This window comes from Paenibacillus sp. An7 (assembly GCF_009870785.1).
In the GTDB taxonomy this organism is placed as follows: Bacteria; Bacillota; Bacilli; order Paenibacillales; family Paenibacillaceae; genus Paenibacillus.
In genome coordinates this window covers 129,772-141,970 of the sequence record NZ_WTWX01000003.1, presented here as the reverse complement: position 1 = coordinate 141,970, position 12,199 = coordinate 129,772, and the positions used below count along the sequence as shown (strand labels likewise).

Sequence of the window (12,199 nt, the reverse complement as noted above, 5' to 3'; positions counted from 1 at the left end):
TTTGTTTTTTTATTGAACTTCTTTCTCTATCTTACACGGATATTTGGCAGGGGACTTGCTAAGTGATCTAACTCATTGAAGAAGTTCTATTTTTCATGCAAAGTGTATCGAAATGTACCAAAGGGGCGAACTTGAATGGCAAAAGTGATTTCTAATATGCACCTAAATGAAAAAGTGGGGCTGCTTGAGGTGGAATGTGACCGCGGAGGAAGACCTGGACAATTTTACATGCTTCGAGCCTGGGATACCTTTCCGCTCCTCCCAAGGCCTATTAGTATCTTTGATTGTACGGATCACAGCATCCGTTTTCTATACCTGGTTGTTGGCGAGGGAACCCGCCGTCTATATCAGCTCCGCGCAGGCGACAACCTGATACTGGAAGGACCTTTTGGTAATGGTTTCCCTGAACTGAGCGGAAAAATTGCGCTGATCGGCGGCGGAATTGGAATTGCACCTTTCTATTACGCAGCAAAACAGTATGAGAATGCAGATGTCTATCTTGGTTTCAGCGATCAGCCTTATCTTGTAGAAGAATTCAAACAAGTCTCTTCCTCTGTTACGGTTGATGTTGGCGGTACGATTTTGGACACCCTGTCGTTTTCGGATTATGACCATGTCATCACATGCGGCCCTGAAGGGATGCTGAAAGCAGTTCAAGCAAAACAAGCTGCAGAGCAAACCACGGCGAGCGTCTATGTTTCTCTGGAGAATAAAATGGCTTGCGGAGTTGGTGCTTGCCTTGCTTGCAGCACAAATCATACAACAGGACGCAAAAAAACGTGTACGGACGGTCCTGTTTTTCGAGCAGAGGAGGTTTCTTTCGTATGATTAATCTTTCATGTAATATTGCAGGTATTTCATTTAAGAATCCCATCGTCATGGCCTCTGGTACCTTTGGTTTTGGACGGGAATACAGCGGATTCTACGATATTAATAAACTGGGGGGATTTGTAGGTAAGGGCCTTACCTTGCACCCCAAAGAAGGCAACAACGGAACTCGTATGGCCGAAACCGCAGCAGGAATGATGAATAGTATCGGCCTTGAGAATCCAGGGATTCATGCTTTTCTTACACAAGAATGTGCTTACTGGCAGTCACTAGATACTGTTCGAATTGTGAACCTTGGCGGCGGAACGCTTGAGGATTATAGAGCCGGCGCAGAGCTTATTCAAGAACATGAGCAGAGAGTCCGCAAAGAGACCGGCCGATCCTCCATTGATATGATTGAGCTGAATATCTCCTGCCCGAATGTAAAAGAAGGCGGAATGGCTTTTGGCATTCAGACGGATGCAGCTCGTCATGTTGTACGTGCCGTGCGAAACAAGACAAACTTGCCTCTTATTGTAAAGTTGTCGCCGGGTGCTGAGAACTTAGCTGAAATGGCAATTATGTGCGAGCACGAAGGAGCAGATGCTCTCTCCCTCATTAATACCATCTCTGCTATGAAAATCGATATACGCAAGCGCAAAAGTGTATTCGAGCATGGTTATGCCGGGCTATCTGGCCCTGCGATTAAACCGATTGCGCTTCGTATGGTTCATCAAGTTGCCCACGCGGTTACCCTGCCTATTCTGGGGATGGGCGGAATCACAACGGCTGAGGATGTGATTGAGTTTATTATGGCGGGCGCTGATGCCGTACAGGTAGGCACGGCTAATTTTATTAATCTTCGTACAGGCCCAGATCTAATAGAAGGTGTCACAGAATGGATGGAACAAGAAGGTGTCCAGTCGCTTGATGAAATTCGCGGCATCATCTAATTGATTTAATAGATTGAATTGGGGTCATCTAACCTAGAAACAAAACATAAGTTTTATTTTGATATACAACCTCTCTTTCGTTTAAAGCGTCCTTTCTAGCAAAGAGCGTTATAATAAACATGAAAGAGAGGTGTTTTTTTATGCAGATTCAATTTCTTGGAACCGGCGACATGTTCAGCTTTGAACAGGATCATAACAGCGCCATGATCGAGCATGAAGATACAAGGCTCATTATTGATTTTCCCGAGTCTAACAGCAAGGTACTTCACAAATTAGGAATCCCCCTCAGCGATGTACGGGATGTGTTTATTACTCATCTGCATGACGATCACATCAACGGCTTACAGCAGCTTGGCTACTATGCACAAGTATTTGGCGACCATAAACCGACTTTGTATATTCACGAACAATTGGTTGACCCGCTATGGCGCACGCTCGAGCCCGGAATGAAGTACACCGTAGGCGGTGAAAAAGCACTCGAGGATTATTTTCATATCGTACCTCTACAAGAGGGGACTTCTTTCACGATTGGCGGGATAACGTATGAGATGACCAGAACCGAGCATGTACCAGGAATGATAAGCTGCGGTCTGCTCGCAAGAGGATATTTCTATTACAGCGGAGACGCTACCATGGATCAGGATCTGCTGCTGGACATTAATCAAGATGTAAAAGTTATTTTCTATGAATGCCATATGCAGGACGTAACCATCAGCTCGCACACGTCACTCGGCGATATTCAGGCCCTGCCCGAATCCATTCAGCGGAAAACACTGCTCATGCATTACCATGACGGGTACGCAAATAGTGATATGAGAGAACGGTTTAACCAAGAATCACTGGCAAAGCTTGCCCATCCGCTAGAGGTGATTGAGCTATGACAGATCATCAACCGAATAACAAAAACACCCCTCCTCAGGAGGGGCGTTCTATTATACCTGTTATGGACAATCTGGAACGAAACCAATCCTACGCTTCTCAACCCATATCGAAAAAAGCAAACAAACTATTGTTTTATTCTGTTCTCGGTTTTGTCTTCCTATTCGTACTCATTATGACGGGTATGAATACAGGTTCACTCGGCTTATTTGTTATTCATATAATTGAGTGGACTACCCTTTATATCTTGCCTTGGATTTTTCTCTATTATTTCATTCAGTTCGTACGAGCTTTTGTTAAAGGGAAGCAGGGTTAATGAGCTCATATTCTCTCCACTCTTCAGGCAGTAAGGAGCGATAGGGTTCCTGGGTAAAGCGATCATCAATCAACACGAGCACCCCTTCATCTTCTTCGGTTCGAATGAGCCGCCCGCCTGCCTGAAGCACTTTATTCATACCTGGAAAAACATAAGCATAGTTAAATCCATTACGCCCTGTTTTGTTAAAATAATCCTTGAGCATGTTGTTCTCCATGCCAATCTGCGGCAATCCCGTTCCCACCACAATGACACCGTTTAGTCGATCCCCTGGCAAATCCACACCTTCTGAGAACACGCCCCCAAGTACGGCAAAAGCAAGCCGAGTTCGCTCTGGATGCGGCTGAAAAGCTTGCAAGAAGGCATCCCGCTCCTCTTCGCTCATGAATGACTGCTGAATCACTGTATCGATTCCTTTGCCCTGCTCCTGAGTGAAGGCATCATATACTTCCTGCATGTACGCGTAAGAAGGGAAAAAGACAAGCAGATTCGTACGCGGCCGCTCTTCTGCGACTTGCTGAATCAGCTTTGCGATAACCTGCTTCGAGCGCTCGCGGTCATTATAGCGGACCGAGACTGGGACAAGCCTTACATCCAGCTGATCCTTACTGAATGGAGAAGGAATGCTCAGCGTATAGTCTTCTTCACCCGCACCCAGCATATCGCGGTAATAATTCATCGGCGACAGGGTCGCTGAGAAATGAATAATGGAGCGGTACCCTTTTCCTGCTTGCCGCAGCAGCTCCGAGGGATCGAGACAGAAGATTTTTATTTTGAAATCACTGCGAATGATCTCCGCATAGGTAAGATAACGTTCGTCATAGAACTTCGCCATCCGAATAAAGTTTTGTGCTGCAAAATAGGTACTGAGCAGTTCTTCCTGTGCTTCTACACTCACCCTGGATGCTGCAGTCCCCGTTACCAGCTCAATCTCTGCTGTCTCCACAAACTTCTCCAGTTTTTGAATCAGTGCTTCAGGCAGTTCCGATTGGATGATTCGGCCGTCTGCATTGCAATTATTTTTAACCGCAAGCAAGAAGGAATTTACCTCTCCTGCTGCCCGAGAAACCCCTTCATTTGCCGTCTTATACTCGCTCTTGATTCCTAGAAAAACAGATTTAACCAGCTCTGCTGAGAACATGTTTCTGCCTCGGTCCACTAGGTTATGTGCCTCATCGACTAAGACGGCCGTTTTTTTCTTCTGGTCTTCCATCAGCCGCTTCAGAGATACTCTCGGATCAAAAATGTAGTTGTAATCACAGACCACTGCATCTGCCGCATAGGCGATATCAAGAGAGTATTCAAACGGACATACCCGGTGTTTGCGTGCATACTGTTCGATCAAAGGTCTCGTCATGATCGTCTCATTTTTCATAATATCGAGGACAGCTCCGTTAATCCGGTCGTAGTATCCTTCACATAATGAGCACTTTCCAGCATCACATGCTTCCTCTTCTTTAAAACAAATCTTGTCTTTAGCCGTAATTGTTACGCTGCTCACATGAAGACCCTGTGCCTGCATCCTAACAAAGGCTTCTTCTGCTGTCGCTCTTGTCGTCGTCCGTGCAGTAAGATAAAAGATTTTGCTGATATGTTTTGCTCCCATCGCTTTCACTGCCGGAAACAAGGTGGACATCGTTTTTCCAATTCCTGTAGGTGCCTTCGCCATAAGTCCCGCACCTTCTTGAATGGTCTTAAAAACAGCACCAGCAAATTTCCGCTGACCCGCCCGGTAATTCGGGAATGGGAACGGCAACGCCTCTATGGAAGCATTCCGCTCCTCTTCATGGATACGGAGCATGTCCGCATAAGGAGCATATGCTGCTACAACCTCGTGTGCGTAAGCTTCCAGCTCCTCAAAGGTATAAGTTTCGAGCAATTTTCGTTGTTCTCCGCTGCCCGTACGTACATAGGTAAGCTGAACCTGCATACGGGGCAAGTTCTGTGCTTTGGCATGCATATAAGCATACATTTTCCCCTGCGCCCAGTGAACTTGCAGCCCTTCTCCCAAGTCCTCAAGCGGTGCTGCTGTTGATTTGATCTCATCAATCGTCCATTCTCCGTTTAGCTGGATGAGCCCATCACAGCGCCCTTCGATGTGAAATAACAGCTCCTCATGCTGAATATCGGCGGTAAGAAAGACTTCCTTCTGATCTGTTTCCGCATAGGTTTTCTGAATGCTCTGATGAATCCGGGTTCCTTCATGCATCGTTGCATTCGTCCTGAAACCGCCCGTAATGCTGCCGCTGCGATAGACGTACTCTACCAGCGGTCTTACCGATATGGAAATATCGTAACTCATATAATCACCCGCTCCTGGTCTTTTCATCTCTTCACTGTAACAGAACAGGATGCCAGAAACCAGTGAACAACAAGTTAGAAAAACCATGTATTATACAATAAAAAGATTACATTATTTGTAACATAATAAATGAAACAAACACAAAAAGGAGACTATGCATGCTCTTTATGATTATTTTGAGCGAATAAGATATCGTAAAAAAGACGACGATAAATAGCTAATCGATCTACCATGTTTAGAAAGCGACCTGTTTATATGCTATATTTTGATGGTAATACATGTTATCTCATTATTAGTGCACAGGAGGTTGTTATTATGTATCTTTATATTTTCTCATCACCGATCACAGATGCACGCGAGGAACATCACTACGTCACGCTCCATGGCGAAGAAGGTACACGTTACATTGTCGAAATGGATAATCCAATCGAGGGAGAAGTAGCGGTTCCCGGATATGAAGTCATTGATGCAAATGGTACGATCGCAGGCAGTAACTTCATCGTCATGAATAACATCCCTGTTACCGAAGAGGGACGAGAAGCATTTGAAGCACGATTCATGAACCGAGCACGTAAAGTGGAAGGCGAATCTGGTTTTTCCGGCATCCGTGTACTACGTCCGCTAAACAGTGACACCTATGTGATTCTGACCGCATGGGTATCAAAAGAAAGCTTTGAAGCATGGCAGCAGTCTCAAGCCTTTGCCCATGCGCATGCTAAACGGGATACCAGTGAAGGCATAAAAGCACAAGCACCATCGATCTTCGCTCGTCCATCCTTTGTAACTACGTACACCGCAGAGTAATCTAGAATAATATAGCCCGTCCGCTCCCTGTTCTAACCTGAACAGGAGTGGACGTTTTTTTGTTTGTTCTTTTTCTTGCGCACTCTTTTTTGTGCTCTCATTTTTTGCATGCTATTTTTTGCACTCTATTTAATGTACTTTTTTTTGAGTACTTTTTTTGTTTAATCCCTTTATACGTATTTCATAACTTACGTTTTTAATATGTTACCTATCCACATTAGCGCTAACTTCCCTTCGCTCGAATCCTTTTCTTATTCCTTAATTCATTTTCCTTGGACTCGTTGCTCATCTCAGGGAGCAACGATGTCCCTTACCGCCCCCCAACTTTGGGGAAGGACTGATCTTAAACTGCACTTTCGGAACTACGCTAGCGTAACTCAAGGGAATAAGGAGATTACGAGATCGGCGCGACTTTGGCTTTGGCTGGACCTTTTCACCTTGAATCCACCCTGTCCAGACAAAACAAGCGGAGCAGAGAGCACGTAATCACCGTTTCCCTCCCCCTTCAACTTCTGCATCACCATCATCCTCATCTCTCCGACTTCTGCAATAACCCCGTCTCCCTCTTCCACTAACCTGTGCTTTAACGGGTATATTACTCTAAAGTAATGAATAGATTGTCTTTTGACATCCCCAAGCATGCATAGGATAATATTTCTTACAAATGTGGAGATAGCATATATTCTAAAATAAGATATAATAAAACCATTATTTTACATTATAACTTGTCACATAGAATAGCTTGTCGCATGGAAATGAAGGAGGGAACCTGTTGGAACGCCAAATCTGGAGCAGATGGCTGATGAAGCCATTTATATTCTTCACCCTAATTATGATTATAAAAAGCTACCTGACTTGGTATGCCATCTTTGACAACATTCCTTTCTGGCAGCCTTTACTCACCGAGGTTCCTTTTGTATGGCTTATTTTTTGTTTTATTGAGCGCTTTGCTCATAAACGTAAAATCGGCTATTACATGATTGCCAATCTGGTCATTACGATCGTTTTCTTCGCTGCCATTATGTACTACAAATATTATGGAGTCATCGTTACCTATCATGCACTAGCTCAAGTGAATCAAGTTACTTCCGTCAACAGTAGTGTTTTCTCTCTGCTAGCACCCTATTACCTGCTGATCTTTGTCGATGTTATCGTGCTTAGTGTTTACTATATTCAGCGCAAGATTAGGCAAAAGAAACAAGATTCTAGATCAACCATAATCTTGCCTCGTATAGGTAAGCGGACGGCTGTCGTTATCTTTGCTTTTTCTGCGCTGCTGACCCTCTATAACATTTGGCCGAATCGTGCCAGTATGAATGAGCTGAATCAAGCGGAGTCGATGGGGATACTTAATTACGAGGCTTATATGATTGCCGCAGATAAACCAAGTGATCCTGTGCCGGCTGATCAGATTACCCAAGAAAAAATTAATGAACTTAAAGGGTTCTCCACCGATCAGCCTGCGATTTCTACTTACTCCGATAAGGCTAAAGGACGGAATGTCATCATTATTCAAATGGAGTCATTTCAAAATTTCCTAGTCGGGCTTCATATTGATGGTAAAGAAATCACACCTAATTTGAATAAACTTGCACAAGAAAGCCTGTATTTCCCTCATTTCTATCAGCAAGTGGGACAAGGGAATACATCGGATGCAGAGTTTGTTGTGAACTCTTCTTATTACATTCCAGCTAGAGGGGCTTCTTCCCAGATATATGCCGGTTATGAAGTGCCTAGTTTAGCCAAACTGCTGAATCAATACGGATATCACACAACCACTTTTCATACGAACAAGGTAGAGTTCTGGAATCGTAAAGAGATGTATGCAGCGCTTGGCTTCGGAAAGTATTACGATATGGACTTTTTCGGTAATGAAGATGCAGTTGCCTTTGCTGCTTCCGATGAAGTGCTGTATAAGAAGACATCGGAAGAGCTAAAGTCGCTTCAGGACACGGGTAAGCCTTTCTATTCTCAGGTCATTTCCATGTCCGCGCATCATCCATATCATCTGCCTGAAAGTAAATATAAAATGGAGCTTCCAGCGCGTTATGAAAATACGCTAGTTGGTGACTATATAAGAGCCCAGAACTACGCTGATTATGAACTTGGTATTTTCATTGAGCAGCTGAAAGATAACGGGGTCTGGGATAACAGCCTCATTGTTCTATATGGAGACCATCTCGGACTCCCGCTCTATTCTCTTGAAGAAGATGACCAGGTTCTGATGAAAGAAATTTTTGGTCGTGATTATACTCGTGCAGATATGATGAACATCCCGCTTATTATTACAGCACCGAATGCCATTAAAGAGGCTCGTATTGATCAGCTTGGAGGCCAAGCTGATATTGTTCCTACTGTGGCAAGCTTGCTTGGCATATCCATGGAGGATTACATCCATTTCGGTCAGGATCTGCTAAATGGGCATTCTAACCTTCTTCCTGAGCGCTATTACCTTCCTTCTGGATCATTGATTACCGAAGAAGGCATGTTTATTCCAGGCAGCAACTATGAAGACGGTACACGGTATCCTCTTCCTTTAATTGAAGAGACAGCCGATCCTTCGTTTGTATCTGCTCTGAATCCACCGCCGGATGCGCTGAAGGAAGCAGGCAAGAACATAAACAAGGGAACAGTCAGCAAAGACAAATACGATCGTGCGCTTGAGCTGCTTCACCTTTCAGACAGCTATGTAACCCAGTTACCCAAGCGATAGATTTATTCTTTTTATACAGAAGATTTTCGTAACAACAAAAGGCAATGGAATGAGAACATTCCATTGCCTTTTGCTATTTTTTATCTTCTGTCACGAGTTAATCCAGGGCGACAATGCCATTTCTTAGCTCTTTATTAAAAAACTTTGTCACCATTAAAGATGGAGTTTTTCACAACGACATAATCGACCGTGCGAATTGCTTCCAGTTTATTACCGCCAGCATATGAAATGGAGGACTGCAGATCCTGTTCCATCTCCTTCAATGTGTCGGCAAGAGGGCCTTTATGCTCAACGTACATTTTCTTTCCTTCCACATTCTTCTTCTCGCCTTTTTGGAATTCGGATGCTGATCCAAAATATTCTTTATACAGCTTACCATCTCTTTCGATGGTCACACCGGGTGATTCCTCATGGCCGGCAAACAATGAACCAATCATAACCATGGAAGCACCGAAACGGATGGATTTAGCGATGTCTCCATGTGTACGGATACCACCGTCTGCAATAATTGGTTTGCTGGCTGCTTTTGCACATAAACGGAGTGCTGCCAACTGCCAGCCTCCTGTACCAAAACCGGTCTTAATCTTAGTGATGCACACCTTTCCTGGGCCGATACCAACCTTGGTGGCGTCTGCGCCTGCATTCTCCAGGTCTCTCACAGCTTCAGGGGTTCCAACATTTCCGGCGATCACAAAGCTATTAGGCAGATGTTCTTTGATATGCTGGATCATCTTAATTACAGCGTTTGAATGCCCGTGGGCAATATCGATCGTAATATATTCAGGTACTACATTTTCAGCAGCGATTTGCTGTATGAACTCGTACTCTTCTTCCTTGACTCCGACACTAATGGAAGCAATCAATCCACGTTCATGCATATTACGGATGAAATCAGCGCGTTTTTCCGGTGCAAAGCGGTGCATAATATAAAAATATTTATTTTCAGCTAGATAAATAGCAATTTTCTCATCAATAATCGTTTGCATATTGGCAGGGACAACAGGCAATCTAAACGTATGTTTCCCCAGCGTAACACTTGTATCACATTCAGAACGACTGTTCACGATACATTTAGCAGGAATTAATTGTATATCTTCATAATCAAATACTTCTTTCAATGTATTCACCCCAAAACACGAACATTTTTTTGAAATGCCGCTTAATCATTCGGCATAACATAAATTACAACATTTTTTTGCGAAAGTCAAAACTTTCTGCTTACTATGAAAACACATTTCCATTTTTGTAATGTTCCACGAGGGCTACAAAGGTTATCATCGTTAGTTTTTTTGTTTCAGCATAGACTCGGTGAATGCAATCCATTCTCTCAACGCGAAGGATTGATAACGATCTTTACGCCAAACCATGCCAAGTTCCCAAGGGATACGTTCGTGAAGCGGCAAGATCCGTACTTCCTCCACATCCAGCTCCCTGCAGATCGTCTCCGGCATGAGCGCCACACCAAGCCCTGCAGCTACCATATTGCTGATCAGATCCCACTGGGCACTTTCATAGATAATACGAGGCTGGTAGCCTGCTTTTTGGCAGGCACCAATAATACGGTCATGCAAAGTAAAGTCTTCACGAAACAGAATAAATGCATCTTCCCGAAGTGCTGATAAATGAATCTCTTCTTCACCAGCAAGCGGATGTGTAGGATGAAGTACTACTTTAAGTGATTCTGTAACAAATACATATCCATCTAGCAGTGATTCATCGGCTGGCAAGACAGTAACACCAATATCGAGTGCACCGGATACCACGTCTTTCTCTACTTTTTTCCCGCCATCCTCAAATAGCTGAATCGTGATATTCGGATACTGCTTATAAAACTCTCCAATGACCTTTGGGAAAAAGCTCGCGCCGATCATGGGCGGAAGCCCAATCCGGATATGTCCTTTTTTAAGATTCATTAAATCATCGATTTCTGAAGACAAGTTATGAAAAGAATTCACAATCTCTTGAGCCTGTCTTGCAAAGACTTCTCCTGCATCTGTAAGCTCTACTTTTTTCCCGTACCGATCAAGAAGAGTCACACCTAATTCCTCTTCTAGATTCTTAACTGTCTTGCTGATGGAAGGCTGGGTTATATACAGGGCCTGAGCTGCTTTGGTAAAGCTCTTTTGCCGCGCTACTTCCAAAAAATAATTTAGATGCCTAATGTCCATAAGTGAACTCCTTCCCTACTATAGAAAAAAGGAATAGTAGAAATGCTTAATATGCATTTTACTCATGAAAAAAATTAATGTAAAATTTTCAGTAACAAAACATTCCAATTTCAAAGTGATTCGTTATCTATATATCATTGTTTTTTTAAGGAGGTCCATCAAATGAAACAAACAGGAAAGATCGTATTTCAAGTTCTGATCCTGCTCTTGTTCGCTCTGCTTATGAACGGGATGGCGAATCTCCTGCACCTGCCTATTCCTGGTTCGATTCTTGGTATGGTCGTTCTGTTCATCCTTTTGCAGACCCGTATTATTAAACTACGCTGGATTGACGCCGGGGCAAGCTGGCTGCTTGCAGAGCTTCTACTCTTTTTTATCCCCTCCGCTGTTGGGGTTATGAATTATTTCGACATGATGAAGCAAGATGGTTTAAGTATTCTACTCGTCATTCTAATCAGTACATTTCTTGTAATGGCTGTATCGGGGCTTGTTGCTTCGATCATGACAAAAAGAAAGGAGAAAAAACAAAATGACCGCATTGCTCTGTCTCGTATTCACTCTAGCCATCTACCTGCTAGCCAAAAAAATGTATAAGAAGATGCCTAAAGTGTACTTATCTCCCCTCATTATTGTGCCAGTGGTCGTTATTGTTGCTCTTCTGACGACGAATACATCTTATAGCTCATATAACAAAGGCGGCAGTATACTAACGTTGCTTTTGCAGCCCGCAACCGTTGCTTTTGCAATTCCGCTTTATAAATATTTGAAAGAACTCAAGCAATACTGGCGTGAAATTGTGACCGGTGTATCGCTCGGTTCTGTGGTCGCCATCTCTTCCTCTGTCCTTGTTGCCAAGGGACTCCATCTTGATCCAGGCCTTGAATCAAGCCTGCTGCCACACTCGATCACGACACCAATTGCGATGAATGTAGCTACCATGATTGGAGGCGTGCCGCAAATCACTGCTGTCTTCGTCGTGATGACGGGACTCATGGGACTTTTAATTGGACCTTATACCCTCAAATTGTTGAAAATTGACGGGGAAATACCTCGTGGAATTCTTTATGGTACAAGTGCGCATGGTACCGGGACTTCCAAAGCATTCGAATTCAGCCCGCTAACCGGGACGATATCCAGCATATCCATGGTACTCTCCGCAATCATCACTTTGGCCATATCCCCTGTCATATCGATGCTTTTGTTCTCTTAATGCACCTTCTATCCCTTTTTTTTCAAAAAAGTTATTGTATTGCAGGA

At 43.7% G+C, this 12,199-nt stretch carries 11 protein-coding genes and 1 pseudogene; 8 read left to right on the top strand and 4 right to left on the bottom strand.

The genetic code is table 11. From position 1 onward, the window contains the following. The first annotated feature begins 135 nt into the window (after positions 1 to 135). The 4 genes from GQY27_RS05905 to GQY27_RS05890 all read left to right on the top strand — a co-directional run bounded on the left by GQY27_RS05905 (position 136) and on the right by GQY27_RS05890 (position 2,955). The gene (locus tag GQY27_RS05905) at positions 136 to 828 is read left to right on the top strand and encodes a dihydroorotate dehydrogenase electron transfer subunit (protein ID WP_160032623.1); all 693 of its coding nucleotides are present in this window, start codon (positions 136 to 138) and stop codon (positions 826 to 828) included. After that, positions 825 to 1,760 (top strand): dihydroorotate dehydrogenase, encoded by a 936-nt coding sequence (locus tag GQY27_RS05900; protein ID WP_160032622.1) that lies wholly within the window; start codon positions 825 to 827, stop codon positions 1,758 to 1,760. Before GQY27_RS05905 ends, GQY27_RS05900 begins: the two co-directional genes overlap by 4 nt. 140 nt (positions 1,761 to 1,900) lie before the next feature. Next, positions 1,901 to 2,641 (top strand): MBL fold metallo-hydrolase, encoded by a 741-nt coding sequence (locus GQY27_RS05895; RefSeq protein ID WP_160032621.1) that lies wholly within the window; start codon positions 1,901 to 1,903, stop codon positions 2,639 to 2,641. Then, positions 2,638 to 2,955, top strand: a complete 318-nt coding sequence (locus GQY27_RS05890; protein WP_160032620.1) for a hypothetical protein — start codon at positions 2,638 to 2,640, stop codon at positions 2,953 to 2,955. Before GQY27_RS05895 ends, GQY27_RS05890 begins: the two co-directional genes overlap by 4 nt. On the opposite strand, the gene GQY27_RS05885 is transcribed toward GQY27_RS05890, so the two are convergent. Next, positions 2,936 to 5,257 (bottom strand): ATP-dependent DNA helicase, encoded by a 2,322-nt coding sequence (locus GQY27_RS05885; RefSeq protein ID WP_160032619.1) that lies wholly within the window; start codon positions 5,255 to 5,257, stop codon positions 2,936 to 2,938. The two genes, GQY27_RS05890 and GQY27_RS05885, sit on opposite strands and share 20 nt — an antisense overlap. A 315-nt stretch (positions 5,258 to 5,572) precedes the next feature. Here GQY27_RS05885 and GQY27_RS05880 point away from each other — a divergent pair, with 315 nt between their 5' ends. Beyond that, positions 5,573 to 6,061: an antibiotic biosynthesis monooxygenase family protein gene (locus GQY27_RS05880; protein WP_160032618.1), complete on the top strand. Its 489-nt coding sequence runs from the start codon at positions 5,573 to 5,575 to the stop codon at positions 6,059 to 6,061. Between the two features lie 377 nt (positions 6,062 to 6,438). On the opposite strand, the gene GQY27_RS05875 is transcribed toward GQY27_RS05880, so the two are convergent. Next, a complete protein-coding gene (locus GQY27_RS05875; RefSeq protein WP_160032617.1) occupies positions 6,439 to 6,579 on the bottom strand; it encodes a hypothetical protein in 141 nt (46 codons plus the stop codon). A gap of 284 nt (positions 6,580 to 6,863) precedes the next feature. Between GQY27_RS05875 and GQY27_RS05870 the strand changes: the two genes are divergently transcribed. Beyond that, positions 6,864 to 8,774 (top strand): LTA synthase family protein, encoded by a 1,911-nt coding sequence (locus GQY27_RS05870; protein WP_160032796.1) that lies wholly within the window; start codon positions 6,864 to 6,866, stop codon positions 8,772 to 8,774. 134 nt (positions 8,775 to 8,908) lie between these two features. Here the strand turns inward: GQY27_RS05870 and guaC are convergent, their stop codons facing one another. Together guaC and cidR are read right to left on the bottom strand one after the other, a co-directional pair. Next, complete coding sequence (gene guaC / locus GQY27_RS05865) at positions 8,909 to 9,892, bottom strand: GMP reductase (RefSeq protein ID WP_160032616.1); 984 nt, start codon at positions 9,890 to 9,892, stop codon at positions 8,909 to 8,911. A 162-nt stretch (positions 9,893 to 10,054) separates the two neighbouring features. After that, positions 10,055 to 10,942, bottom strand: a complete 888-nt coding sequence (cidR, locus tag GQY27_RS05860; RefSeq protein ID WP_160032615.1) for a cidABC operon transcriptional activator CidR — start codon at positions 10,940 to 10,942, stop codon at positions 10,055 to 10,057. A 162-nt stretch (positions 10,943 to 11,104) separates the two neighbouring features. Between cidR and GQY27_RS05855 the strand changes: the two are divergent. Continuing rightward, positions 11,105 to 11,473 (top strand): annotated as a pseudogene (locus GQY27_RS05855) (CidA/LrgA family protein); the annotation flags it as partial. After that, a complete protein-coding gene (locus tag GQY27_RS05850; RefSeq protein WP_160032613.1) occupies positions 11,472 to 12,152 on the top strand; it encodes an LrgB family protein in 681 nt (226 codons plus the stop codon). The pseudogene GQY27_RS05855 and the gene GQY27_RS05850, both read left to right, overlap by 2 nt. Positions 12,153 to 12,199: the final 47 nt, after the last annotated feature.